Genomic DNA, 25622 nt, shown 5'->3' with positions numbered 1-25622 from the left:
ATTGTAGCATAATTTGGGCTTTTTAGCATAAATGAGCTAGTTTGGAGTTGGGGATCGGGGGTTGGTAGCTGGGGATCGGGTTTGTAACCGCGAAGAACGCGAAGAGCACGAAGGATAATTATTTTTTGGCCACAGATTGACACAGATTTTTAGGATTATGTCCGTGCCAACCCAAAGCCAATAGCCAAAGCCCAATGTGACTTTATCCTTCCTGCGTTAAACGATTGATCCACGAAGGACACGAAGGGCCACGAAGATGAGGCTTTTGGCTACAGGCGTTTGGCTATCGGGGATTGTTGGAAATTTCAATCAATGTTCCGCTAGCCCATAGCCGATAGCCATATGTTCTATGCTTTGTGTTCTATGTTCTATGCTCTATGTTCTTCTTCATCCCTTACATGCGCTCATCGACGCGGGCAAGCACAAACTTGAGATAGCGCCCCTCGTTGAAATGCGCTGGCACTGGATGATCGAGCGCCTGCCCAGCTTCATGAATAATCCGCAGTTGTTGGTCGGTTTGAGCCGCAGCCTCGCCAAGCATCAAGCGGAAATTAGCTGGCGACAATTGGCTGGTGCAGCTGGCCGAAGCCAATAGCCCACCAGTTGCCACACATTGAATTGCCAAGGCATTTAGTTTGACATAAGCACGGGTGGCGGCATGAATATTCTTCTTTGAACGGGCAAATGAGGGCGGATCTAAGATCACCAAATCGTAGGTTTCGCCGCGCTGAATGGTGCGATGCAGAAAATCGAAGCAATCGCGGGCTAAGAAGGTATGCTGTTCGCCCATCAAATCGTTGAGCACAAAATTTTGCTCTGCATCGCGGGCAGCTGCTGGCGCAATATCAACGCTGGTGGTTGCGCTTGCTCCGCCCCGCGCTGCATACAACGAAAATGCTCCAGTGTATGAGAAGCAATTGAGCACCGTTTTGCCTTTGCTCCATTGCTCAATTGTATGGCGATTCTCACGATGATCGAGAAACAAGCCGGTTTTCTGGCCCTCAAACAGATTAGCAATCAACTTGAGGCCATGCTCTTGCACAACCAAATTTGCTGGTGGCAATTCGCCCCACAACAACTCGATCTTGCCAGTTTCATCGTCGTTTTCGCTATCGTCGCGACGGCGACGCACCACACCACGTAGTTGTGGCACGCTGGCTTGCAAGGCCTTGACGACATCGGCAATCAAGACCTCAACACAATCTGCATAGGTCGCAATCACCGCGTATTGGTTGTAGAGATCGATGGTGATGCCTGGCATTCCATCGCCTTCGCCAAACAGCAGTCGATAGGCGGTTGTGGCAGTTTGGCGCAATGGTTCGCGTGCTTGCCATGCCTGCTGAACCATCGTTTTGATCCAGTTGACATCTGGTTGCATGCGGCTTGAGAAGATGCGCAGCGCAATCGGCGAGCGCGCATCCCACAAACCAAAGCCTTGCCAATTGCCACAGTGCAGCCGCACCCATGTGCCGCTATCTAAGCGGGTACTAGGCGGCACATGGTCGCGATAAACCCATGGATGGCCTGCCTGTAAATGGGCCTTGAGCTGAGTTGGCAAATTGATAGTTGGCATTGAACGGGCGGCCACACACGACTCCTCTTAGACTGCCGATGGCACGTAACCACGCACCATCTGCAATAAATCTTGCACATCAAACGGCTTGGAAATGTAGTTGGTATAGCCAGCACTAAAGGCGCGTTGGCGATCTTCCTCGGCAGCATGGGCGGTAACCGCAATCACCGGAATATGCGCCAAATCGGGCTGCATGCGAATTTCGCGAATCAGCGTCCAGCCATCTTTGACTGGAAGTCCTACATCGAGTAGTACAAGCGCCGGGCGATGTTGGCGCATATATTCAATCAGTTGCAGCCCGCCATTCAAGGTGCGCACGTTATAGCCATAGCGGGTCAACATGCGCATAACCAGGTCGGCAAGTGATGGTGTATCATCAACAACTACTATATGTTGCATAATTTTCTATACCCCCGTAATGTAGATCGATATAAAACCTCGCAAAGGTCACGCTTATTTCATCCAACTGGTAATCGATGTTAGTAACCATAGCCACTGTCAAGATTACCGCGTCGTAATGATTCAATGGAGGACTTTAGTCCTAGCTTACGAGGGTGACTTTACTTCTAAGCTTACCAAATTGCGCAATAAATCACAATTCGACTGAGCCAAGCTGCGGTTGGGTGATCGTTGGCAGCACTAAACTGGTCTGATCGCTGTCGCTCTGGTGTTGGCTGCCACGCTCAAGCGGATTCGAAACAAAGGCAATTGGTAAGACTTCATCCATATGTTCTACCGCAATCACAGTAATTTGGCGGCGCACGTTGCTTGGCACTTCTTCAAGGTCACGCAGATTCTTTTTGGGAATCAGCATGGTCGTGATGCCAGCCCGAAATGCGCCTAAGATTTTGTCACGCAAGCCGCCGATTGGCAGCACCCGCCCGCGCAAGGTAATTTCGCCTGTCATGGCCACATCGCGGCGCAATGGCCGATGGGTCAAGGCCGAAATTACCGAACAGGCTAAGGTAATGCCTGCCGATGGCCCATCCTTGGGCACACCGCCTTCTGGTACGTGAATATGAATATCAATTTTCTCGAAGCGCTTGCCATCAATTCCCAAACGCCGCGAGGAAGCCCGCGCATACGAGAGCGCCGCTTGCGCCGATTCCTGCATTACATCGCCAAGCTGGCCGGTCAAGGTGGTTGTGCCTTTGCCATCGACGATTGCCGTTTCGATTGCCACGACATCGCCGCCATTGCTCGACCAAACCATGCCTGTCGCGACCCCAATTTCATCGCGGTCGTTGGCGCGGCTATAGTCGAACGGTGGCTGACCAAGAAAATCGGTGAGCATGGTTGGCGTGATTCGGTGTGGATAACGCTTTTTCTCGGCCACACGGCGGGCGATTTTGCGACAAATGCCGCCAATCTCGCGCTCAAGGTTGCGCACGCCTGCTTCCCACGTGTAGGTGCGAATGATTTGGCGCAACGCTTCATCGCTGATGGTGATCGGATGTTGCTTCAAGCCATTCGCTTCGATCTGCTTGGGAATCAAGAACTTACGCGCAATTTGCACTTTTTCTTCTTCGATATAGCCTGGCAGCTCGACAATCTCCATCCGATCGAGCAATGGCTCGTCGATCGGATCAAGCATGTTGGCGGTGGTAATAAACATAATCTTCGAAAGATCATAGGGCAAATCGAGGTAGTGATCGGCAAAGGTATTGTTTTGCTCAGGATCAAGTACCTCGAGTAAGGCTGCCGCCGGATCGCCGCGAAAATCGTTGCCTAGTTTATCGATCTCATCGAGCATAAAGACGGGGTTGATTGTGCCAGCATCTTTCATGGTTTGGATGATGCGGCCTGGCATTGCGCCAATGTAGGTACGGCGATGGCCACGAATTTCGGCCTCGTCGTGCACGCCACCGAGCGAAAGCCGCACAAACTCGCGGCCTAAAGCTTCGGCAACCGAGCGACCAAGGCTGGTTTTGCCAACGCCTGGTGGGCCAACAAAGCACAAAATTGGCGATTTGGTGCTATCACCAGCCAACATACGCACCGCAATAAATTCCAAAATCCGATCTTTGACCTTTTTCAATCCATAGTGGTTATTCTCGAGCACTTGGGCGGCAACCTGAAGATCGTTGACATCAGTGCTCGTTTTCGACCAAGGCAATTCCAACAGCCAATCCAAATACGTCCGAATAACGCTATATTCGGGCGCTGCTGGCGGCATCATTTCCAAGCGGCCAAGCTCTTCGAGGGCTTTGGCTTGGGCTTTGGCAGGCAGATCAGCGGCCACAATCCGATCATGCAATTCATTCAATTCGCGGGTCAGCGGATCTTCTTGGCCAAGCTCGGTTTGGATGGCCTTGAGTTGTTCGCGCAGGAAGAAATCGCGTTGCGATTTATCGACCTCTTTTTGGACTTGATTTTGAATGTGATGCTCTAGCTCAAGCACATCAAGCTCTTGCGAAAGCACAACGCTCAAGCGGCGCAAGCGTTCCTCGACCTCGAATAGTTCGAGCAATTGCTGGCGGCGGCCAATATCAAGCGGCAAGGTTGAGGCGATCAAATCGGCCAAGGCGCTGCCATCCTCAAGGTTGAGGGCGGCAACATAAGCATCATCGGGCATCGTGCGGCTGAGCTTGACGACTTTTTCATACGAGGCCAACACGCCACGCATCATCGCCTCGACCGCCAAACTCGATTCCTGATCAGGCTCGATAATCTGTACTTGGGCGTTGATGTAGGGTTCGGTTGCTAGCCAATCGACAATTTGCACCCGCTGTTGGCCTTGAACCAAAACCGAGGTTGTGCCATCGGGCAGCTTTAATACCCGTTCGATATGGGCGATGACCCCGACCTGATACAGTTGACTGGTATCGTGCTCCTCGATTTCAATTGTGCGTTGGGCTACTGCGACAATCCGTCGATCAGCGCTCATTGCTGCTTCAATTGCGGCCATCGATAGCTCACGGGCTACAAAGAGCGGGGTGACCATTGTCGGGAAAAGCACGGTATTAATCAGCGGGAGCACAGGTAATTCAACCCTGGCTGCTACCTGAACATCATCCACCAACTGTCCATCATCTGCCATGGGTTACACCTTTTGTCACAAGTCCAGATTGAGTTGCTTGCAGAAACATACGGGGCATTATAGCACAGCCTTCTGGCGATCAACGGTTGCTGGCCCGCTGCGCGACCATCGAGATCGGCCTTTATGGGTCGTGTGAAGAAATTGTTACATACGGTAAGCAAAATCGCACTTTAGCGCTTGGGCTTGGCTGATTACACTTGAAGCACCACAAAGGAGGATGGTATGGCCACGCAACGGCAACAGGCTCTGAAGGTCTGGGGGAGGCTGCGATGATTACCGCAACGATGCGTGTTGGAGAATTACTGGGGCGTTACCCAGAGCTAGAAGATTGGCTGGTGTTGAATGTGCCAAGGCTGGCGCGGCTTTCGAATGTCCATCTACGGCGAATGTTAAGCCGCTGGTTGACCTTGAGCCAACTAGCCCAAATGCTGCACATGGACGTTGATCAGTTGCTGATGGCGGTTAATCAAGCCTTGAATGCCAGCAAACAGCCAGTTACGCCCTCAATTGAACCCCCTGCTTGGCTGCAAGAACGCCCAATTTATCAAACAATCCATGTCGATCAGATCACCAATGAAGTTGATGACCCTGTGCAATTTATTTTGCGCAGCGCCAAAACTGTGCCCGCCGGAACGGTCTTATTGTTGGTTAATTCCTTTGATCCCACCCAGCTCAGCGCAAGTTTAGAGCATCAAGGCTTTGTTAGTTGGCAATGTCCGAATAAAGCACACTGGGATTGTTATCTGTATCGCAAACTTCCTGGTGAAGAGCAATGGTTTGCTGCCCGCCTCGAGCCGCAGCACTACACCGTGATCGATAATCGCGGGCTTAAAACGCCGTTGCCCTTGGTCAATACTTTGGAAGCCTTGACCAACTTGGAGCCAGGCCAGCAATTGCTGAGCTTGACCGATCTTCAGCCAACTTATTTGTTCCCAATGCTCGACGAACGTGGTTTTATCTATAGCACCAGTCGCGCAATCGATTATGGCTATATCACCACCATTAGTCGGCCATTGATTTCGGTAAATTAGAATCGCCGCAGCTCAACCCCTCGCCTAGCCAACGCGAGGGGCTTTTGGGTTGCTATAGCATTGAGGTTTAAGTAGCATGGCTATAAAAGCAACGCGCATAAAACCCAAGCTTTACATTTAGCCAAAGCTCGGTTATCATATCGTTGATTACCGAAATGAGGGTTGGTTATGACATCGGCGCTGCCACATGAAATTCAGGCTTTTTTGCGGGCTTTGGGCAACGAAACCCGCCAAACGATCTTGTTTTTGTTTGCTAGCCACCAGCAACTGACGGTTGGCGAAATTGCCGAACTGGCCCAAATTGGCCAATCGACAGCCTCGGAGCACTTGACACTGCTCAAACGCGCAGGCTTGCTGACTTCAACTCGCCAAGGCAAAGAAGTCATCTATCAAGCAGATAACCAACAAATGGTGGCCTATGCAGAAGAATTATTGGCCTACTTAAAAACCTGTATCTATGAATAGACGCTTTTTTTTATTTGATATATCGTTATATTCCGAAATGACGATATATATTTTGAGGAGACATCGCATGCACGCAATTGTGATTTTAGGTGGCTATGGGGTGGTTGGTTCGCAAATTGCCCAAATCTTACGCCAGAGCCATGGCGATTTACCCTTGATTTTGGCTGGGCGCAACCCAGATCAGGCTCAGCAGCTAGTGGCCGAACTTGGCCCACACACCAGCGCGGCGGCAGTTGATGTGCTCAAACCAAATCCGTTGGCTGGCTTGCAACCGCAGGCCATCATCAATGCAGTTAACGATCCGCATGATTATGTGTTGCACGAAGCCGTTGCCCGTGGCATTCCGCTGGTCGATATTACGCGCTGGACATCACGTTTACAACATACCTTGCATGGGCTTGATCGGGCTGCGCTCAAGGCTCCGTTGCTTTTTGCCTCGCATTGGATGGCGGGTTTGGCGAGCGTGGTGGCGGTTGCTGCAACCCAGCAATTAGCCCAAACCGAACAGCTGGATTTGCATGTGCTATTTTCGCTCAAGGATAAAGCTGGGCCAAATTCGATTGAATATATGCAGCATCTTACTACGCCATTTACGATCACTGAAAAGCATCAGCCACGTGAGGTTTACCCGTATACCGAGCCGCAAACCGTCACGTTTCCCAACGGCTATCGGGCTAAAACCTATCGCTTCGACACGCCCGATCAATGGACGTTGCCGCAAAGCACCAAAGCGGCCAGTGTTTCGGCGCGGATTACGTTTGATGATCGCTTGACCATGGGGTTATTGTTGGGCTTGGCGCGCTCGGGCGTGTGGAAATTGTTGATGCATCGGCGCTTCGATCGCTTGCGCCATTCGTTGCTCTACAATCCTGGCAAGGGTGCGGCCCATGAATTGGTTTGGCAGATTAGTGGGCGTGATGCTGCTGGCAATCCACAGCAACTGACCAAAACGATTGTTGATCCTCAAGGCCAAACCCATTTGACTGCGGTGGGCGCGGTGATTCAGCTTGAAACCATGCTGGGATTGGATGGCAGCCCAGCCTTGGATGCAGGCATCTACTTCCCTGAAACTGCGCCGAAGCTGGCTTATGCCTTGGAGCGCATGCAACAGCTTGGGGTGGAATTAAATTGATTTGGATGAGCAGCGTCTTGCGAAGTAACAAGGCGCTGCTGATTTGCCAAGGCTTATTGTGCCATCAAGAATGCACCATACAGAATCAGAAAATTAATTATAACAATTGCACCATGCACAATTAATCCATTGCGTAATGTGGGTTGTGCGCCAACATCAACTGCACCATTAAATGGCACAAAAACTCCTTGCCCAGCAGCTTGGGTAGGCGCTTGCACGCGCAACAGCAGCAGATCACTAGTTCGATATGGCCCTTCGGTATAGGCATTGCGCAGCATTGGCACATATTTTCGGCCTATGATTAAGCAAATTATGCCAACGATAATTATTTCAGGATATGGTAGCGGTAATGCTCCTTGCTGAATCAAATAGATTAATAAGGCAAAATATTGACCAATGCTTATCCATCGTAAACTATGCAATAGAAACCAGCGAATTTTTGTTTTGAAAAATGCATAACTATAAACTAAGCTGATCCAAACGATTAATAGTATTCCGAGTATGAATAGATAGAAAAGCATGAAAACCTCGCACTCAAAAGCAAATTTAACGTGAAAATTAAATTATTTTCTAGGTTTTTGCGCACAATATTGAATTGTATTTTATTATGAGATTAAGCAATAACACCACGCTGGTTGGGCGTGCTGCTTGGCTGAAAGGTGCTGAAATTAAGTGGAGAGAACGATGAAGCTTGGTGGTTTGTTGGAATGAGGCGACTCTTAATCTCGGCTAGGAGCATAACAAAGCCAATCTGGCTTGTCAATAGGATCGCTGATTCCCTCACCCCAAACCCCTCTCCCGTCCGACGAGAGAGGGGTTTTAGTGTGTAGTTTTGCATCATTGTAGGGGTGAGGAAACATGCAAAATTAATCGCGGCGCAGCTTGCGATAGGTAATGCGATGTGGATGATCGGCGGCGCTGCCTAAGCGTTTGCGGCGATCAGCCTCGTATTCGCTGTAGGTGCCTGGATACCAAACCACTTGGCTGTCGCCTTCAAAGGCCAGCATGTGGGTGGCAACCCGGTCGAGGAACCAGCGATCGTGGGAAATAATCACGGCACAGCCGCCAAAATTTTCCAAGGCTTCTTCCAAGGCGCGCAAGGTATGCACGTCTAAGTCGTTGGTTGGTTCGTCGAGCAGGATGACGTTTGCGCCCGATTTGAGCATTTTGGCTAAATGCACACGGTTGCGCTCGCCACCTGAGAGGCTGCCGACCTTCTTTTGTTGGTCTGAGCCAGAGAAGTTGAAGCGGGCGACGTAGGCGCGTGAATTGACCGTGCGTGGCCCCAATTGAATTTGTTCAGCGCCCTCGGAAATTTCTTCCCAGACGGTTTTTTCGGGGTCGAGCGTTTCGCGGCTTTGGTCGACATACGCCAACTTGACGGTTGAACCAACCTCAAACACACCACTATCTGGCTGTTCTTGGCCGGTGATCATGCGGAACAAGGTGGTTTTACCAGCACCGTTTGGCCCGATGATGCCCACAATCCCGCCCGCAGGCAAATCGAGGGTCAGGTTGTCGTAAAGCAATTTGTCGCCAAACGATTTGCTCACATCGTTGGAGCGAATCACAATATCGCCCAAACGCGGCCCTGGTGGAATGAAAATTTCCAATTCACCTTGGGCTTTTTCGGTATTTTGGCTGAGCAATTGCTCGTAGGCGTTGATCCGCGCTTTGCTTTTGGTTTGGCGGGCCTTGGGAGCCATGTTAATCCAATCCAACTCGCGTTGGAGGGTTTTTTGGCGTTGTGATTCGACTTTTTCTTCGTTGGCAAGGCGGTTTTGCTTTTGCTCAAGCCACGATGAATAATTGCCTTTCCACGGAATCCCTTGGCCACGATCCAGCTCCAAAATCCAGCCAGCCACATTATTTAAGAAGTGGCGATCGTGGGTAACAGCGATGACCGTGCCCGGGTATTCTTGCAAGTGCCTTTCGAGCCAACCCACCGATTCAGCGTCAAGGTGGTTGGTTGGTTCGTCGAGCAGCAAAATGCTTGGTTCTTCGAGCAACAAGCGACATAACGCAACCCGCCGACGTTCACCCCCAGAAAGCACCTCGACTGGCGTATCTGATGGTGGGCAGCGCAGCGCATCCATGGCAAAATCGAGGCGGCTATCCAAATCCCAGGCATTCATTTGGTCAAGTTTATCTTGCACTTCGCCTTGGCGTTGGATCAGCGCATCCATTTCGTCGTCGCTCATCGATTCGCCGAATTTGGCGTTAATTTCATCGTATTCGCGCAGGGCATCGACAACTGGTTTAACCGCTTCCTCGACAATTTGGCGTACTGTTTTGCCAGCGGCTAATTGTGGTTCTTGCTCAAGGTAGCCAATCGTATAGCCTGGCGCTAGCACCGTTTCGCCTTGAAACTCTTGGTCAACACCGGCCAAAATGCGCAGCAGGCTCGATTTACCGGAACCGTTTGTCCCGAGCACGCCAATTTTTGCGCCCAAAAAATAGGATAACGAAATATCCTTCAATACTTGCTTATTGGGCGGATGAATTTTGCTCACCCGAACCATCGAGTAGATAACTTTGTTATCCACAAACACCTCACATCTATGCCAGATTTCATTCGGCCTTATTGTACTTGAATTTGGGGGGAGTAGAACATAGAGCAAAGAACATAGAACATAGGACTTGCAATTCAGAGCATGCCCTCACCCCACCCCCTCTCCCACTGAACGTGGGAGAGGGGGTGGGGTGAGGGGATCAAATCGTGGTTAACCTAATAAACCTTTATATCTAGCACCTAACCTTATGTTCTATGCTCTATGTTCTATGTTCTTTATTCAGTTTGGCTCAAGGCGCGGACGTGGGCGGCATGGTCGGGGGCAAGCACAATCGATTCGCCGACGAGAATTGCATCAACGCCCCATGCGTGCAAGGTTGGCAACACATCAGGGCCATGAATGCCACTTTCGGCCACCAACACAGGCCGTTGCGGATCGCCGATGGCTGGCAAGCTGGCTCCAACGCGCTGGGTTGTGGCAATATCGACGCTAAAACTATGTAAATCGCGGTTGTTGATACCAATAATTTGGGCTTGTAGCGCTTGGGCACGCGCCATTTCAGTTTCAGTATGCACTTCGACCAAGGCTTCCATGCCCAATCCATAGGTCAGCGTATACAACTCATGCAACGTTTGATCATCGAGCATGCCGACGATCAGCAAAATTGCATCAGCGCCGTAAACCCGTGCTTCATAAATTTGGTAGGGATCGTAGATAAAATCTTTGCGCAACAACGGCGTGGCATAGCCTAACTTGTCGAGATGCTCATGAATAGTGCGCAAATAGATCAGGCTGCCTTGAAAAAACCGCACATCAGTCAAGACCGAAATGGCCGCCGCCCCGTTGATTGCATAGGTTTCTGCAAGTTCGGTCGGGTTGAAATGTTCCAAAAAGACCCCTTTGGATGGGCTGGCCTTCTTGACTTCAGCGATCAAACTAATGCGGTCGGGCTGGCGCAAGGCTTGGCGCAAACTGCGCGGTGCAGGCGACGTTCCCAATTGTTGGTCAAGTTTCGTTTGAGGAACCTTCAATTTTTGGCGTTCGACCTCGGTGCGTTTATGGGCAAAAATCTGATCTAAAATTGTCGCATTCATGGGAAACCTCGTGGGCTAGAAACAGCGGTGCATGGCGCTAGAGTAGCATATGGTTTAGCGCTATGCCAATTGGCTTTATTGTTGGGAGGCAACAATTCGTGAGTGCGATCTATGGGCGTTTTGATTTTGCCGATGCGACTGGGCAACCCCAAGCGTTGGAGTTTCGCCAACCGTTGGCGGTCTATCAGGCGATGACCAGCGCCGAGGTGCTTCCGACGATTCAAGCTGCGCAAGCTGCGGCACAAGCTGGCGCATATGTGATTGGCTATTTGAGCTACGAGGCGGCAGCAGCATTTGATCCTGCGTTGGCGTGTCATCCACCAGCCAACTTGCCATTAGTGTGGTTTGCAGCTTTTTCTGCACCACAGAATTTAGGACCACAAACCCACTCCTATCAGCTCTCAGCGTGGCAACCAAGCATGGGCCTTGAGCAATATCGGCAGGCGATGAGTGCGATTCATGCGGCAATTGCCCGTGGTGAAACCTACCAAGTCAACTATACCTTACGCTTGCGTGCCGATTTCAGCGGCGATCCCTTGGCCTTCTACCACGATTTACGCGCTGCCCAAGCAGCCAATTATTGTGCCTACCTCGATCTTGGCGATTATCAAATACTTTCGGCTTCGCCTGAACTCTTTTTCGATTGGCGCGAGCAGCGTTTGACTACCAAGCCTATGAAGGGCACTGCGCCACGCGGGCGTTGGCTCGAAGAAGATGAACGTTTGGCTCGTCAATTACAGACCTCGGAGAAAAATCGCGCCGAAAACCTGATGATTGTTGATCTGTTGCGCAACGATTTGGGTCGGGTTGCGGCAATTGGCAGCGTTGGCGTGCCACGTTTGTTTGAGCTAGAGCGCTATCGCACACTTTGGCAACTAACCTCGACCGTGGCCGCCAAAACCAAGCCAAACACCAGCCTGCTCGATATTCTGCAAGCGCTGTTTCCGTGTGGCTCGATCACTGGCGCGCCCAAAGTTAAAACGATGGAATTAATTCGCCAGCTTGAGGCTGAGCCACGGGCGGTCTATTGTGGCGCGATTGGCATGCTACGGCCTGATGGCAGCGCAACCTTTAATGTGGCAATTCGCACCGTTTGGATCGATCAGCGCCAGCAGCAGGCGGAATATGGCGTGGGCGGCGGCATAACCTGGGATTCGCAGGCCGATGACGAATATGCAGAGGCCCAACTTAAAGCTCAATTATTGACCGAGCGTTGGCCGCAATTCGATTTGATTGAGACTCTGCGCTGGGATGGTCAGGTCTACTGGTTGATGGAGCATCACTTGCAGCGCTTGCAGGCTTCGGCGGCCTATTTTGGCTTTGCTTATGATCGAACGGCGCTGCTTGCAGCGCTCCATCAGCATAGCCAAGCTTGCCCAACACCCTTACGCGTGCGCTTGAACCTCACCCCTGCGGGTGAGATCGCAATTATCAGCACGCCGTTAACGCCGACCGCCGATGGCCAAAAGGTGATGCTGGCTCCCACAGCGGTTAACTCGCACAATCGTTTTCTCTACCACAAAACCACCAACCGCATGGTGTATGCCGCATTCACCCAAGAATCCCCCGCATATTTTGATGTATTGCTGTGGAATGAGCATGGTCAGTTGACCGAATTTACCAGAGGCAACGTTGTGCTTGAGCTTGACGGCCAGCGATGGACTCCCCCAGTCAGCGCCGGATTATTAGCGGGCACATATCGCGCCGAATTGTTGCAACAACACGCCATTCATGAACGTACTTTAGTCCTAGCCGATCTCCATGCGGCTAGTCGAATTTGGCTCATCAATAGTATCCGCGGCTGGGTTTTAGTGGAACTAGATACTACAGACGTTACCAATTCTTATTAATAACCCTAGCGGTACTAGGACTAAAGGTATAGCAAAAAGTGGTATAACGCCCGATGTTATACCACTTTATATTCATATAATTATGATATACGCGCGCATTTGCATAGCTAACTAGCTATTAACTGATTCACCTTTAGCGGTGATCAAAGAGAGGACTAAAGAATGCGCTTTGGGTGATAGACATAGGCTAGTTGGATAGATTAAGGTAGTACTCAGGTAATTAGCTTAATCGCCATGTGTTGCCCTGAGAAAGCACCGATGGTCGTCCGTGTAGAACGTGTAGATGAGGTATGTTATGCCAACCACAACACACCTACAACCAGCAGCGAGAACGGTTCCAGCCCCAATTCCCAAGCTGGAAGCGTCGATTCCCGCTGCACTGGATTCACCTGATCCAGTTTGGCAATTCACAACCAAATCGGCTCCGAAACAACTTTTATTGAGTGATACAGCCCCCAAGTCGTGGCTTGATGCACAAGTAATGCAAACTCAACTAAAAAATTGGCGTGTGGCACACCAAAAAGCATTTAATAACCAATTGGCATGCGTAGGCAACCAGGTTGCTTGGGCCAACTGGCGAATGCTGCCTGAAAAGTAGAGATGAATTATTTGCTTGAGAAGCAACCAACGCATAGTTAGGTTTGTCAAGCATTTAGGAGATTGACTCAATGCCAACCCGTACTACATTGCATCACTTAGCGACGCTTATGCCCCGCGATCTTCCTGTGCTCTATTGTCCATTTCCGGCAGCTATTCACCCAGATGCGCTGGCGATTCAGGCCTCAACCCAAGCCTGGGCTGATAAATTTGGTTTGCTCGACGATTTGGAAACGCGGATCTCATTCAATCAACGTGGCTATGGCACCTTGATGGCTCGCGCTTACCCCAATGCCTTGGCCGAGCGTATGCCAACCATCGCCGATTGGAGCACCAGCCTCTTTCTGCTTGATGATCAATTAGATCGTTTTGGCCGCGATCACGATGCCAGCGCCATGGCGACGCTCTTGCAACGCTTGATGAAAGTGCTCAAAGGCTCGCCCGCCAAACGCCACGATTTGCCAATTGTTCAAGCCATGGGCGATGTGACCAACCGCCTTGTGCAGGGATCGCCAGAAGCATGGCAACATTTCTTCTTTGATTCGTTGCGCAAATCGTTTGCTGCGGTGCAATGGGAAGCCAACAACCGCGCTCAAGGTTATATTCCAACCCAAAAAACCTATGCTATGCAACGTTTGTATACGAGTGGCACCTATTTATGCTTAGCCTTGATTGAATTTGGCAATAACGAGTTTTTGCATCCCCAAGTACGTTTACATCCAATGGTGCGGCGTTTGTGTGAGTATGTCAATCGGGTGGTGTTCTACTCGAATGATATTATTTCATTGCGCAAAGAATTATTAGCTGGCGATTGGCAAAATTTGGTCTATTTGATTCATGCGCAACATCAATTGCCGATTGGCGAAGCATTAAATTACGTTGCTCGTTTGCATAACGATACGATTAATCAATTTACACGCGAACGAATTATGCTCGATAAGCTGGCTCCTGAAATTTGTTCGCCAACGTTGTATCGCTTTGTTGATGGCTTGGCAACCTGGATGCGCGCTAATCACGATTGGTCAACCATGACCTCGCGCTATCAAACCTCGACCGAAGGCTTGCATGGCTCGCAATATTGTGCCTAGCGCGTAATTGGTTGTTGAAGTGGTGTGTTGGATGAAGGAACTGTGTTGTGAGAGATACAGTTCTTTTCTTTTTAAGCTGCTAGAATTGCTGGGCATTTTCAGCAAGCAGCGGTTGTCAATCTAATCGATCAGCCGAATGATGAATCGCTGCTTCCCTCTTGCGATGGATTGCAAGCGCTTTTTTTGTGGTTAAATAGGCATACCGCCGAGATGAATCTAGAGGGAGCTTCGCATGCTACTGACCTTATCCACAAACCACACGCCCGCCACCGATTTGGGTTTTATTTTACATAAACATCCTGAGCGGGTACAGCAGTTTGAATTGCCATTTGGTACAGCTCATGTTTTTTATCCAGAAGCTAGCTCAGAGCAATGTCGCGTGGCCTTGCTGCTTGAGGTTGATCCGGTGGCCTTGGTGCGCGGCAATGCTGGCGGCCAAGGTATGCTCAGCCAATATGTGAACGATCGCCCGTATGTGGCATCGTCGTTGCTGAGCGTCGCTTTAGGCGCAGTATTTTCAAGCGCAATTGCTGGAGTTTGTAAAAAACGGCCAGAGTTGGTCGAGCAAAGTATGCCATTAACGGTCGAGTTGCCAGTTGTGGCGATGCGAGCAAAAGCTGGTTTGGGCTTGGTGCAACGCTTGTTTGATCCATTGGGCTACAGCGTCGAGGCAACGCCAATCGAGCTTGATCCCAGCCAAACTGCGAGCCAACATTCGTATCTGTCAATTCGATTAAGTGCCAATCTGACCGTAAAACAATTGCTCACGCACATATATGTGCTCATCCCTGTGTTGGATAATACCAAGCACTATTGGATTGGCCAAGATGAGGTGAGCAAATTGTTACGCAAAGGTGATGGTTGGTTGGCGCAACATCCTGAACGTGAATTGATTACCATGCGCTATTTGCGCTATCAAAAAAGCCTGGCCAGCACTGCGCTTGAGCAGTTGTTGCAAGCGACCGCGCCCGAGACAGTTGCCCAAACAGAAGCAGATGACGAAACAGCAACGACCGAAGTTCGCGAACGCCAACAAAGCCTGCATACCCAGCGCCACAACGTGATTGTGCAACGCTTGAAGGCAGCAGGCGCACAACGGATCTTAGATTTGGGCTGTGGCGAGGGCAAACTCTTGCGCGAATTGCTCAAGGATGCGCAATTTAGCAGCGTCGTGGGCATGGAGTTGAGCACACGCTCGTTGGCGATTTTGCAGCAACGGGCTGAACGCTTGCCTGAGCAGCAACGCCAACGCCTCAGCTTATTACACGGCTCGTTGCTCTATCGCGATGAACGATTAAAGGGCTTCGACGCGGCGGCAATTGTTGAAGTGCTGGAGCACCTTGAGCTTGGCCATTTGCCAGCTTTTGAGCAAACAGTATTTGGTTTTGCGCACCCGAAATTGGTGCTGGTAACAACGCCAAACCGTGAGTACAACCAATTGTTTCCTAGTTTGCCCGCTGATCAGTTGCGCCACCGCGACCATCGTTTTGAGTGGACGCGCGCTGAGTTTGCAGCTTGGGCCGAGCGCGTTGCCTCAACCTACAACTATCGGGTGACAATTGAGCCATTAGGCCCAGAAGATGCCAACCATGGCGCGCCTTCGCAATTGGGGGTGTTTGAAGATGCAACCTAAACTTCATTTGGCGCTCGGAACCCATGTGGTTTTGCTGCGCTCAATCGAAAACCAAACCAAGCATAGCATGGCGCAGGTGGTTGCAACGCCTTGCGAGCATAGCGAACGCTACACGGTGCGCTGCGTTGATGGCACGCTCTTGCAATTAACCCGCCAAGATTTTGGCTTGCGCAAGCAATTCAACGACCCGTTAGCGGGTTTGGAGCAACCAAACTTGGCCGAACAGCGCGATTGGATTCACTATCGCTGCGTGATTGGCTCGCGGGCTTATGGCCTTGATACGCCCGAATCGGATACTGATTGGCGTGGCTTTTTTGTGCCGCCAGCCAACGTGCATTGGGGGCTTGCTGGCATTCCTGAGCAATATGAATTGAGCGCAACTCAAGAACATTATTGGGAAGTGCAAAAATTCTTGAATTTGCTGTTGCGCGCCAATCCAAGTGCCTTGGAATGTTTGTATAGTGATTTGGTTGAGCATGCCTCGCCCTTGGCGCTTGAGCTGCGGGCAATGCGCCATAGCCTGCTGACCAGCCGCATTTATCAAAGCCACAATAGCTATGTGCTGGCCCAATTTCGCCTGCTCGAACGCGATTTGCGCACCAACGGCAGCTTGCGCTGGAAACATGTGATGCACCTGATTCGGCTTTTGCTAAGTGGGATTCATGGCTTGCGCCACGGCGAATTACGCTTGCGCCATGTTGAACATCGTGAGCAACTGATGGCGATTCGGGCTGGCGAAATGCAATGGGATGCGATTAACCGCTGGCGAATTGCCTTGCACGCCGAATTTGAACAAGCCTATGCCACCACCAAATTGCCAATTTTGCCCGATCTTGCGGCGGCAAATGCCTGGCTCTTAGCCGTGCGCCGCGCTCAAGTGGCCTAAGGAGAGACATTGATGGAACTAGGAATACCCGAATTTTGTTTAGTAATTTTGATTGGCGCTTCTGGTGCAGGGAAATCGACCTTTGCCCAGCGCCATTTCAAGCCAACCGAAATTATTTCTTCCGATACCTGCCGCGCCATGCTCGCCGATGACGAAACTGATCAAGCGGTTTCTGCTGATGCCTTCGATTTGGTGTATACGATTGCGGCCAAACGCCTAGCCTTGGGCCGCTTGACCGTGATCGATGCGACCAATGTTCAAGCAGCAGCGCGCCAACCCTTGTTAGCCTTGGCGCGCCATTATCACGTTTGGCCGGTGGCGATTGTGCTGCAAACGCCTGAACGAGTTTGTTTGGAGCGCAACGTAGGCCGTGCCAATCGCAACTTTGGCGATTTTGTGGTCAAGCGCCAAGTTGATAATTTGCGGCGTTCGCTGCGCAACCTGCGCGATGAAGGTTTTCGGGTTGTACATAGCGTTACGCCAGAGCACGTTGATGCCATTGAAATTGTGCGCCAACGAGGGTGGAGCAACCGCAAAACCGAGCATGGCCCATTCGATATTATTGGCGATGTTCATGGTTGCTATCCCGAACTAGAGCGTTTGTTGTTGGAATTGGGCTATAGCATTAACCTCACGCCAGGCCACAACTATGGCTTTATGGTCACGCCACCTGCTGGCCGTCGCGCCGTGTTCGTTGGCGATTTAGTTGATCGTGGACCGGATTCAGTGGGCGTGTTGCGCTTGGTGATGAGCATGGTCGAAACAGGCGCTGCCTTGTGTGTGCCCGGCAATCACGACGATAAATTGGCCCGCGCATTGGCTGGGCGCAAAGTGAAGCAAACCCATGGCTTGGCCGAAACCATGCAAGCTTTGGCCGAAACCGACGAAGCCTTTCGTCAAGCAGTGCGCCAGTTTATCGAAGGAATGGTGAGCCACCTGATTTTTGATGATGGTAAATTGGTTGTGGCCCACGCTGGCATGAAGCAAGCATTGCAAGGCCGCATGTCGAAGCATGTGCGCGAATTTGCCTTGTATGGCGAAACGACAGGCGAAACCGACGAATTTGGCTTGCCTGTGCGCTACCCGTGGGCCAAAGAATATCGCGGCGAGGGCTTGGTGGTCTATGGCCACACGCCGATTCCGCAGCCAGAATGGCTCAATAATACGCTGGATATTGATACTGGTTGTGCCTTTGGTGGAGCCTTAACTGCCTTACGCTACCCAGAGCGCGAGTTTGTGCAGGTGCCAGCATTGGCCCAATATGCTATTCCAAAACGACCGTTGGAATACAATGCAAGCCAACTTGCGGCCCAGCAGGAAAACGACCACGTGCTCAATTTGAGCGATTTTCAAGGCAAACTCAAAATCAGCACCAGCCTAATGAGCCAAATTAACCTGCGCGAAGAACAAACCGCCGCCGCCTTGGAAGTGATCAGCCGCTTTGCCATCGAGCCGCAATGGCTGATGTATCTACCACCAACCATGTCGCCATCGGAAACCAGTCAACGTGATGGGTTCTTGGAGCATCCCGCCGAAGCGCTCGATTACTATCGGCGGGCGGGAGTTAACGAGGTTGTGTGCGAAGCCAAACATATGGGTTCGCGGGCAATTGTAATTATTTGCCGCGATAGCACCGTGGCTCAAGCTCGGTTTGGCGTGTTTGGCGAGCAGATCGGGGTTTGCTATACCCGCACTGGCCGACGCTTCTTTAACGATCCTGAGCTAGAAACCGCCTTTTTGCAACGAGTGCAGCAGGCAATTACCAAGCTGAATTGGTGGGAAAACTTCGATTCAACCTGGTTTGCCTTGGATTGCGAACTATTGCCATGGTCGGCCAAAGCCCAAGATTTGATTCGCAAGCAATATGCGCCAGTTGGTGTTGCCGCGACCGCCAGCATGAGCGCAGCCCAAGCAGCCTTGCAACAAACGGTTACGCGCATGCCCGAATCGGTTGAATTGCAAGCCTTGATTGCGCATACCCAACTGCGCCAACAGGCAGTCCAAGGCTATGTTGATGCCTATCAACAATACTGCTGGCCCGTGCAAAGCCTTGATGATTTGCGGCTAGCGCCATTTCATCTGCTGGCCTGCGAGCAACGCCCATTTTACGATCGTGATCACGAATGGCATATGCAAACCTTGGCTGCGTTGGCCGAAACCGAGCCGCGTTTGTTTATTGCCACCGAGTATCGTGTGGTCGATTTGCACGATCAGGCCAAAGTTGAGCAGGCAATCGAATGGTGGCAAAGTCTGACCGCAGCTGGCGGTGAAGGCATGGTCGTGAAGCCCAAGCAATGGGTTGTCCAGAATGCGCGCGGCCTTGTGCAGCCTGCAATCAAATGTCGCGGCCCTGAATATCTGCGCATTATCTATGGCCCAGAATACGATTTGCCCGAAAACCTCGCTCGTTTGCGTAAGCGAGGCCTGAGTGGCAAGCGTTCGTTGGCCTTGCGCGAATTGGCTTTAGGCCTCGAAGCCCTTGATCGCTTTGTCAATCGCGAACCATTGCGGCGGGTGCATGAATGTGTTTTTGGCGTACTCGCCCTCGAAAGTGAGCCTGTCGACCCGCGCTTGTAGCGTTTGGGTATCGGTTGTTGGGGGTCGGGGATTCGATTGTTGATCCAGGCAGATGGAGTATAGCTGTACTGGTACATTGGATTGGCAATCGTGTTCCCTCACCCCCCAACCCCCTCTCCCACTGAACGCGGGCGAGGGGGAGCCGACAATGTTGTTGTATCACACATCGTGACAGAACCGCACGATTAAAGCCCCGCGCACGGGAGAGGGGTTGGGGTGAGGGGATCAGGCGGTGGTTAACGTGATGAACCAGTACACATAGTGCATAGCCTATATCCTCATGTTCTCTGCGTTAAACCAGCTAGCTTAGCCTTCTGACTTTTGACTTTTGCCTTCTGCCTTTTCTTGCCAGCCCCACTCTTTGAGCAATTGGCGATCTTTTTTGGAGAGCGTGGCATGGCGCAGCATATCGGGGCGGCGCTCGAGCGTGCGGCGCAGGCGTTGCTCGTGTCGCCATTTGGCAATATTGGCGTGATGCCCGCTGAGCAAAATTGGCGGCACTGCCACCCCATTCCAATCCGCTGGTTTGGTGTAGTGCGGATACTCCAAAAGGCCATCGTCGTGGCTTTCGTGGGCCAGCGATTCGGGGTCGAGCACTTCGGGTACGAGCCGCCCAACCGCATCAACAATCGTCATCGCCGCTAGCTCGCCGCCAGTTAATACAAAATCGCCAAGCGACACTTGATCGGTCACATACTGTTCAATATAGCGTTCGTCGATGCCTTCATAATGACCACAAACCAGCACCAAGCGCGGCAATTTGGCCCATTCACGAGCTATATTTTGGTTAAATACCCGACCGCTGGGAGTCATCAAGACCACCGGCGCGGGATTCGGCTCGGCGGCCAAGACCGCTTCGGTGCAGAGCGCCAACGGGCCTGGTTTCATCACCATTCCTGCGCCGCCGCCGGTTGGCGAATCGTCAACCATCTTGTGCTTGTCGGTGGCATAATCGCGAATATCATGCAGCTGAAATTGCAATAATTCGGCTTGGGCTGCTCGTTTTAAAATGCTTTCAGTCAGCGGGCCAGTAAACATGGCCGGAAACAAGGTCAAAATATCAAAGCGCATTGCAAAATCCTATCGTGCCAAGAGTGAGAATTGTTTGTCGTTGATTACCCAAATATGATACTCGATGGCTTGGGGCTGGTGCAAAACAGTGGGAAATCGGCATGAATCTGATCTTCCAAGCAGGCAATGGAGTTGGTACAATGCCAGCAACGCTTTCCCATAACTATTATCATTCTTCGCTTGGCGATCGTTGCTGAAAGGGCGTTTATTTGGCGGCTTGATTGGGAAACAACCAGCAGCAACGACTCGTCAATAGCTTAAAGTGACATATGCATGCTCAATCCACACCCTTTAACTACTAGATTGATCAATGCACCGTAAAGGCCAAGCGTCGGATTGCCAGTTGGCGATTTGGCGCTGTTGAACCTCGCGACCTCACCAGCGTCTTTACACATAACCGTTGCTAGGGCAGCATTTGTTGGACTACAACGGGAGGTATTCATGATGAGTCGACGTGCTGGTATTTTAATTATTGCGCTTGTTAGTTTGGCAATGATGGTGGGCTTGACCGCCTATGCGCTGGCGGTGCGGCCAGTTGTTGAGCAATTAGCGCCAAGCTCGCCAACCCTCTTTACCCAACTTCAGTACCCGTTTAATGCAAGTCTGATTCCGGTTGGCGAAGTGCTCACCGTGCATTCGCGTTCGTGGGGCAGCGAACCAATCGAGAATGTCGAATTATGGGCCGATGGTCAGCCGTGGGATCTGCAAGCTGCTAATGATGCGACCGTATACGAAGGCCTTTTTGCTTGGCAATCGCGCAGTTTAGGCGACCATAGTTTGGTGGCGCGCACCAACGATGCAACGAAAATTCCCTCAACCTCGCCAATTGTGCGCTTGAACGCTGTTTTGCCCTACGAACCAGTGGTCACCTTTCAAGTGCAACAATCGGCGGGCGAAAGCATCGAAAGCCTTGGCAAAGCCTTTGGCATCGAACCCCAAACCCTCTTGAAGCTCAACCCACAGCTTGGCGATTTGCCAGTTAATCAGCCCTTGGGCCGTGATCAGTTGATCACGGTTCAGCTTGCTGGCCAGTTTACGCCAATTAGCAATACCACGAGCCTAAGCCCGAACCAAGCTAGCTTGCCAGCAGATTTGGCCAGCCTACCGTTGGCAACGCCCTATGATCCCAATACAATCTGGTTTGATTTGCAGCGGCGTTTTGGCACTGCTAGCCTGCCGTTAGCTCCTGAGGCGCTGGTAGGTAGCAACAATTGCACAACCGAATTGGTCTTTACGCCCAAATCTCCTGATGCTGATGGCTTTTTTATCTATCGCGCAGGCCCCGACCAAAGCCAATTTAATCTGGTGGCGACGGTTGCGGCCAATGGTTCTGGCCCTCAGCGTTGGCAAGAGCCAGCTGCATTTGGTCAAACGCTGTATTATGTGGTGGCTTTTAATCCAGCTGGTGCTGCAACCAGCCCAGTTGTGGCTTTGAATAATGCTGATTCTGCTTGCGCAAGTGTGCAAGTGCCGCACTTTGCGAGCCTCATTCTCAGCCCCAAAACTGCGGTCAGCGATGTGTATTGCTATAGTTCGTTAGCCAATGGCCCATGGCAACGCGTGCCGAATCAAGGCTTTTTAGCGCCCATTGCTGGCGGCTACGATTTGGCCAGTGCCTTGCCACTGAGCGTAATCAGCGCCAGCCAAAACTGGAATTTGGAATGTTGGGGCTGGAATGGCACGCAACCGCAATTATTGGGCGCTACCAGCACAACATTAAACTTGGGCCAAACCCAAGCCATCGCCCTCGATGCTGATTTATTTAGCGTTCAAGGCCAATTGCAAACAGCAGCCACAACTCAGCAACTGCCAACCCTAAGTTCCATTGCTCCGCCAACCAACCTACGCCTAACCACCACGCTTGATGAATGTCTGCAAGCAGCACCCCAAGCTGATGATTTTTGGCGTACTGCGTGCAGCACCAATCTGGCGACGGGAGCGACGGTATTAATTTGGGACTGGAACGAGCAATCTTGCTTTCCAACTGCTGAGGGCCAAGATTGTAGCGCCAATGCCAACCTTGAAGGCTTTCAAGTGAGCGACCGTTTGGCTGGAACGCCGCTCGAATTAACCAGAGTTGCTGCTGGGCAACGCTTGTTGTTTTTGGCTCCTCGCACTACGCCAAGCGCCACCGATGAATGTTTGAGCGTGCGGGCCTATCGTGGTTTGGCAATTTCGCTGGATAGCGAAGTGGTGTGTTTGCCAGCATTCAAATTGGCTGCTGGAAGCTATCAACTGCTGCCAAGCCAATTTCAATTTGGTGCTGGCCTTGCGCAAGAAACGGTTGGGGCTGACTGCCCTGCCTTGCCGATTAATCAAAGCCAACAAACAACCTTGACCTATCCCTATGCCAGCAGTTTGTTGTTGCTGCAACGTTATAGCGTTGCTGAAGCCAGCTGCCGCCGCTACACTGCTAGCTGGTTTGATGGCACTGTGAGCTTTGTGTTGCCGCGGCTTGATCAAACGGTGACGGGCTTAGAATTAACCTTTAATCGAACCAGTGAGCGTGAACCAAGCGAGGCTGAACCATGTAACGCCAACGCAAGTTTACAGCTTGGCAGTGCAACCCAAACGATTGCTTGGCAAAGTTTGCCAGCAAGTGGGGAGATTAAGCTCAGGCTTGATCAGGCTTTGCTTGATCAACTTGGCCAAGCCAACGCCCCCAAATTAAGCTTTATGCTGCAAGCTGAGCGCCAACTTGCCAACTTGAATCAACGTTGTAGCAGCGAGCTTAGCGATTTTTCACTGAAACTAACGGTGCAACCATGAAACGATTGCTTGGATTATTGCTCATTGGTATGTTGGCCGCTTGCCAGCAACAAGCGCCCGCGCCAAGTCCAGCCCAAATTGTGCCCCAAGTTTGGATTGACGCGCCCTTAGCAGGAAGTTCGTTGGAGCTTGGCGCAATTCAAGTGCTGGCTCATGGCTATCATCCCTTGGGATTGAGCACAATCGAATTAAGCGTTAATGGCGCAGTTGTGGGTAGCCAACAGCCAACAATGCGTGGCTCGCAATTTGGCTATGCCACCTTCAATTGGCAAGCAAGCGAGCCTTCGGCCTATCGGTTGGCGGTTCGCGCCCAAAGTAGCCAAGGCCAATGGAGCGATGTTGCAATTGCTGATGTTGCAGTTGGCCAAAGCAATGCCGTTAGTATGGCCGCTTTGCCTAGTGCTACCAGCCTGCCAACGGCCACAATTACGCCCACGGCAACCCCAACCAGTTCGCCAACCTTGACGGCTACCCCAACGCGCCCAGTTGCGAGTGCCACAGTTCGAGCATCGCCAACTCGTGTGCCACCATCGATTACGCCCGTGGTCATCACCAATGTTCCCATTGCACCGACAGCAACCAACACGCCAGCGCCGCCGACGGCAACTGATACCCCAGCGCCGCCAACGGCCACCGACACACCAGCGCCGCCGACAGCAACCGACACGCCAGCGCCGCCGACAGCAATCGATACGCCAGTGCCGATCGTGCCGCCAGTGTTTGGTGAACCATCGGCCTCTACCCGTGAATTTACCAACGTTGCTGATTGTACCTATCCTGATAGCGTTTCGATTAGCGTCTCAATTGAGAATTTTCCTGCTGGCGATGTGAGCTTGTACTATCACGCTGGGCCAAGTCGTTGGCAATCGACCGTAATGCAGCCTGATGGCCGTGGCAACTGGAACCGCACGATTCGCGGTGCTCGCGAAATGTCGGGCCAACGCTATGGTGGATTCGAATATTATATTTTGGCTCAGGGCAGCGATGGTCAATCGGCCCAAACCCAAACCTACGGCGGCATCGAGTTTCTGCCATGTAAACCGTAGCCATATCAAAAGGCAAAAGTCAGAAATCAAAAGTCAGAAGGCGAAAATCAAAGGGATAAAAAGCCCCTCGCCCATGTTTTGTGGTTGAGGGGCTTTTAAATTTATGCTTACTGGCCAGTATATTGGGCGGCATAGGATTCTGAGGCGGGAATATTCGTAATCACATCAATCAGCACCCCATTGGGATCGGCAGTAATAAAATGGCGTTGGCCCCATTCCTCGCTGCGTAGATCAAGCAGCACTGGCAGCCCTGCACCTGTGATCAATCGTGCATAGAGTTCATCAACATTCTCGACCTCGAAATTAAGCAGCAGGCCGGTTGTTGGGCGTTGACCGGCTACTGGCACACTGGCATGCGTATAATCGAGCACTGCAAGCTCATAGTGCTGGGCTGTATCGTGGCGCAAACTTACATACCAATCCGATTCAAACGTTGCGCTAAAGCCAAAGTGCTCAATATAGAAAGCTGCTGTTTCGGCAATTCGATTAGTCGCAATCACTGGGTACATGCTGCTTAGTTGCATACTCACTCCTAATCTACTATACTTTGTGTAAAACATACAATCTGTATGTTTCTTTATAAACACTATACATACATGCTGTATGTTTGTCAATAGTAGGAGCTTTTTATGCCAACGAAACGCCCGACCACCAAGCCCGAACAACGAGCGGCTACGATTGCCAAACTGATTGCGGTGGCGCGGGTCCAATTTGCTGAACATGGCTATGCTCACGCCGCAACCGAGCAAATTGTACAGTTGGCAGGCGTAACCAGAGGCGCACTGTACCATTATTTTGATTCCAAAGAGGGCTTGTTTCGCGCAGTAGTAGCCGAAATTCAACGTGATTTGGCGCAACGGATTATCAGCGCTACCGAGTCAATCAGCGATCCATGGCAGCAATTGTTGGTTGGCTGTCGTGCATTTTTGAGCGCCAGCCTTGATCGTGATATTCAACGGATTGGCTTGCTTGATGGCCCGGCAATTCTTGGCTGGGAGGCATGGCGTAAGCTCGATGCAGAAAATTCAATGCGCCTGCTTGAGTCGTCAATTCAGCAATTGGCTGATAGCAGCATCATTGCGCCGGCTTCGGTAACTGCTGCCACGCATTTACTTTCGGGGGCAATGAACGAGGCAGTTTTATGGATTGCCCAAGCAGCTGAACCACAGCAGGCACTCGAGGCAACGATCGTCGTGCTCGAACAATTGCTCAGAGGGCTGCGCCAAGATTGATACTTTTATTAATACTTTTTTGACA

The 25622-nt window shown here is 51.4% G+C and carries 19 protein-coding genes; 11 read left to right on the top strand and 8 right to left on the bottom strand.

Features of this window, described 5'->3' with window-relative positions; all coding sequences use genetic code 11:
* Nucleotides 1–394: 394 nt before the first annotated feature.
* From C5S61_RS02190 to lon, 3 genes are all read right to left on the bottom strand, one after another.
* Nucleotides 395–1588, bottom strand: a complete 1194-nt coding sequence (locus tag C5S61_RS02190; protein WP_110513488.1) for a class I SAM-dependent rRNA methyltransferase — start codon at nucleotides 1586–1588, stop codon at nucleotides 395–397.
* A 12-nt stretch (nucleotides 1589–1600) separates the two neighbouring features.
* Nucleotides 1601–1972 carry a response regulator gene (locus C5S61_RS02185; protein ID WP_110513487.1) on the bottom strand — a complete coding sequence of 124 codons (372 nt, stop codon included), beginning with the start codon at nucleotides 1970–1972 and terminating at the stop codon, nucleotides 1601–1603.
* Nucleotides 1973–2165: 193 nt separating this feature from the next.
* Nucleotides 2166–4613 carry an endopeptidase La gene (lon, locus tag C5S61_RS02180; RefSeq protein ID WP_110513486.1) on the bottom strand — a complete coding sequence of 816 codons (2448 nt, stop codon included), beginning with the start codon at nucleotides 4611–4613 and terminating at the stop codon, nucleotides 2166–2168.
* Between the two features lie 269 nt (nucleotides 4614–4882).
* Here lon and C5S61_RS02175 point away from each other — a divergent pair, with 269 nt between their 5' ends.
* From C5S61_RS02175 to C5S61_RS02165, 3 genes are all read left to right on the top strand, one after another.
* Nucleotides 4883–5644: a DUF2249 domain-containing protein gene (locus tag C5S61_RS02175; RefSeq protein WP_110513485.1), complete on the top strand. Its 762-nt coding sequence runs from the start codon at nucleotides 4883–4885 to the stop codon at nucleotides 5642–5644.
* A 168-nt stretch (nucleotides 5645–5812) separates the two neighbouring features.
* Nucleotides 5813–6109, top strand: a complete 297-nt coding sequence (locus tag C5S61_RS02170) for an ArsR/SmtB family transcription factor (protein ID WP_110513484.1) — start codon at nucleotides 5813–5815, stop codon at nucleotides 6107–6109.
* 67 nt (nucleotides 6110–6176) lie between these two features.
* Complete coding sequence (locus tag C5S61_RS02165) at nucleotides 6177–7241, top strand: saccharopine dehydrogenase family protein (RefSeq protein ID WP_110513483.1); 1065 nt, start codon at nucleotides 6177–6179, stop codon at nucleotides 7239–7241.
* A gap of 53 nt (nucleotides 7242–7294) precedes the next feature.
* Here C5S61_RS02165 and C5S61_RS26715 read toward each other — a convergent pair whose 3' ends face one another.
* The 3 genes from C5S61_RS26715 to trpC form a co-directional block, all read right to left on the bottom strand.
* Nucleotides 7295–7525: a hypothetical protein gene (locus C5S61_RS26715; RefSeq protein ID WP_164689173.1), complete on the bottom strand. Its 231-nt coding sequence runs from the start codon at nucleotides 7523–7525 to the stop codon at nucleotides 7295–7297.
* A 582-nt stretch (nucleotides 7526–8107) separates the two neighbouring features.
* The gene (gene ettA / locus C5S61_RS02155; protein ID WP_110513481.1) at nucleotides 8108–9787 is read right to left on the bottom strand and encodes an energy-dependent translational throttle protein EttA; all 1680 of its coding nucleotides are present in this window, start codon (nucleotides 9785–9787) and stop codon (nucleotides 8108–8110) included.
* A 242-nt stretch (nucleotides 9788–10029) separates the two neighbouring features.
* On the bottom strand, nucleotides 10030–10848 hold the full coding sequence (trpC, locus tag C5S61_RS02150) for an indole-3-glycerol phosphate synthase TrpC (RefSeq protein WP_110513480.1): 819 nt from the start codon (nucleotides 10846–10848) through the stop codon (nucleotides 10030–10032).
* Between the two features lie 98 nt (nucleotides 10849–10946).
* Here trpC and pabB point away from each other — a divergent pair, with 98 nt between their 5' ends.
* The 5 genes from pabB to C5S61_RS02120 all read left to right on the top strand — a co-directional run bounded on the left by pabB (nucleotide 10947) and on the right by C5S61_RS02120 (nucleotide 19479).
* Complete coding sequence (pabB, locus tag C5S61_RS02145; protein WP_205701344.1) at nucleotides 10947–12698, top strand: aminodeoxychorismate synthase component I; 1752 nt, start codon at nucleotides 10947–10949, stop codon at nucleotides 12696–12698.
* A 668-nt stretch (nucleotides 12699–13366) separates the two neighbouring features.
* Entirely contained in the window at nucleotides 13367–14383 is a 1017-nt protein-coding gene (locus C5S61_RS02135) for a terpene synthase family protein (protein WP_110513477.1), read from the top strand.
* A 232-nt stretch (nucleotides 14384–14615) separates the two neighbouring features.
* On the top strand, nucleotides 14616–16016 hold the full coding sequence (locus tag C5S61_RS02130) for a 3' terminal RNA ribose 2'-O-methyltransferase Hen1 (RefSeq protein ID WP_110513476.1): 1401 nt from the start codon (nucleotides 14616–14618) through the stop codon (nucleotides 16014–16016).
* Nucleotides 16006–16902, top strand: coding sequence for a DNA polymerase beta superfamily protein (locus C5S61_RS02125; protein WP_110513475.1), 897 nt, complete (start codon nucleotides 16006–16008; stop codon nucleotides 16900–16902). Before C5S61_RS02130 ends, C5S61_RS02125 begins: the two co-directional genes overlap by 11 nt.
* A 12-nt stretch (nucleotides 16903–16914) precedes the next feature.
* Entirely contained in the window at nucleotides 16915–19479 is a 2565-nt protein-coding gene (locus C5S61_RS02120) for a polynucleotide kinase-phosphatase (RefSeq protein ID WP_110513474.1), read from the top strand.
* A gap of 306 nt (nucleotides 19480–19785) precedes the next feature.
* Here the strand turns inward: C5S61_RS02120 and trmD are convergent, their stop codons facing one another.
* On the bottom strand, nucleotides 19786–20550 hold the full coding sequence (gene trmD / locus C5S61_RS02115; RefSeq protein WP_110513473.1) for a tRNA (guanosine(37)-N1)-methyltransferase TrmD: 765 nt from the start codon (nucleotides 20548–20550) through the stop codon (nucleotides 19786–19788).
* A gap of 441 nt (nucleotides 20551–20991) precedes the next feature.
* On the opposite strand from trmD, the gene C5S61_RS02110 reads away from it, so the two are divergent.
* Nucleotides 20992–23319, top strand: a complete 2328-nt coding sequence (locus C5S61_RS02110) for a hypothetical protein (protein WP_110513472.1) — start codon at nucleotides 20992–20994, stop codon at nucleotides 23317–23319.
* Nucleotides 23316–24365, top strand: a complete 1050-nt coding sequence (locus C5S61_RS02105; protein ID WP_110513471.1) for a hypothetical protein — start codon at nucleotides 23316–23318, stop codon at nucleotides 24363–24365. The genes C5S61_RS02110 and C5S61_RS02105 overlap by 4 nt, the downstream gene beginning before the upstream one ends.
* A gap of 107 nt (nucleotides 24366–24472) precedes the next feature.
* Here the strand turns inward: C5S61_RS02105 and C5S61_RS02100 are convergent, their stop codons facing one another.
* Entirely contained in the window at nucleotides 24473–24889 is a 417-nt protein-coding gene (locus C5S61_RS02100; RefSeq protein ID WP_110513470.1) for a VOC family protein, read from the bottom strand.
* Nucleotides 24890–24994: 105 nt separating this feature from the next.
* On the opposite strand from C5S61_RS02100, the gene C5S61_RS02095 reads away from it, so the two are divergent.
* Nucleotides 24995–25597: a TetR/AcrR family transcriptional regulator gene (locus C5S61_RS02095; protein ID WP_110513469.1), complete on the top strand. Its 603-nt coding sequence runs from the start codon at nucleotides 24995–24997 to the stop codon at nucleotides 25595–25597.
* Nucleotides 25598–25622 lie beyond the last annotated feature (25 nt).

The sequence above is a fragment of the Herpetosiphon llansteffanensis genome, from assembly GCF_003205875.1.
GTDB classification, from domain to species: domain Bacteria; phylum Chloroflexota; class Chloroflexia; order Chloroflexales; family Herpetosiphonaceae; genus Herpetosiphon; species Herpetosiphon llansteffanensis.
This window is presented reverse-complemented; position numbering and strand designations above follow the sequence as displayed.

What these genes read in the sequence shown, in the direction of transcription:
- C5S61_RS02185 (WP_110513487.1), bottom strand. Translation starts at nt 1,972, where the DNA reads ATGCAACATATAGTAGTTGTTGATGATACACCATCACTTGCCGACCTG.
- lon (WP_110513486.1), bottom strand. Translation starts at nt 4,613, where the DNA reads ATGGCAGATGATGGACAGTTGGTGGATGATGTTCAGGTAGCAGCCAGG.
- C5S61_RS02175 (WP_110513485.1), top strand. Translation starts at nt 4,883, where the DNA reads ATGATTACCGCAACGATGCGTGTTGGAGAATTACTGGGGCGTTACCCA.
- C5S61_RS02170 (WP_110513484.1), top strand. Translation starts at nt 5,813, where the DNA reads ATGACATCGGCGCTGCCACATGAAATTCAGGCTTTTTTGCGGGCTTTG.
- C5S61_RS02165 (WP_110513483.1), top strand. Translation starts at nt 6,177, where the DNA reads ATGCACGCAATTGTGATTTTAGGTGGCTATGGGGTGGTTGGTTCGCAA.
- trpC (WP_110513480.1), bottom strand. Translation starts at nt 10,848, where the DNA reads ATGAATGCGACAATTTTAGATCAGATTTTTGCCCATAAACGCACCGAG.
- C5S61_RS02135 (WP_110513477.1), top strand. Translation starts at nt 13,367, where the DNA reads ATGCCAACCCGTACTACATTGCATCACTTAGCGACGCTTATGCCCCGC.
- C5S61_RS02130 (WP_110513476.1), top strand. Translation starts at nt 14,616, where the DNA reads ATGCTACTGACCTTATCCACAAACCACACGCCCGCCACCGATTTGGGT.
- C5S61_RS02125 (WP_110513475.1), top strand. Translation starts at nt 16,006, where the DNA reads ATGCAACCTAAACTTCATTTGGCGCTCGGAACCCATGTGGTTTTGCTG.
- C5S61_RS02120 (WP_110513474.1), top strand. Translation starts at nt 16,915, where the DNA reads ATGGAACTAGGAATACCCGAATTTTGTTTAGTAATTTTGATTGGCGCT.
- trmD (WP_110513473.1), bottom strand. Translation starts at nt 20,550, where the DNA reads ATGCGCTTTGATATTTTGACCTTGTTTCCGGCCATGTTTACTGGCCCG.
- C5S61_RS02110 (WP_110513472.1), top strand. Translation starts at nt 20,992, where the DNA reads ATGATGAGTCGACGTGCTGGTATTTTAATTATTGCGCTTGTTAGTTTG.
- C5S61_RS02105 (WP_110513471.1), top strand. Translation starts at nt 23,316, where the DNA reads ATGAAACGATTGCTTGGATTATTGCTCATTGGTATGTTGGCCGCTTGC.
- C5S61_RS02100 (WP_110513470.1), bottom strand. Translation starts at nt 24,889, where the DNA reads ATGCAACTAAGCAGCATGTACCCAGTGATTGCGACTAATCGAATTGCC.
- C5S61_RS02095 (WP_110513469.1), top strand. Translation starts at nt 24,995, where the DNA reads ATGCCAACGAAACGCCCGACCACCAAGCCCGAACAACGAGCGGCTACG.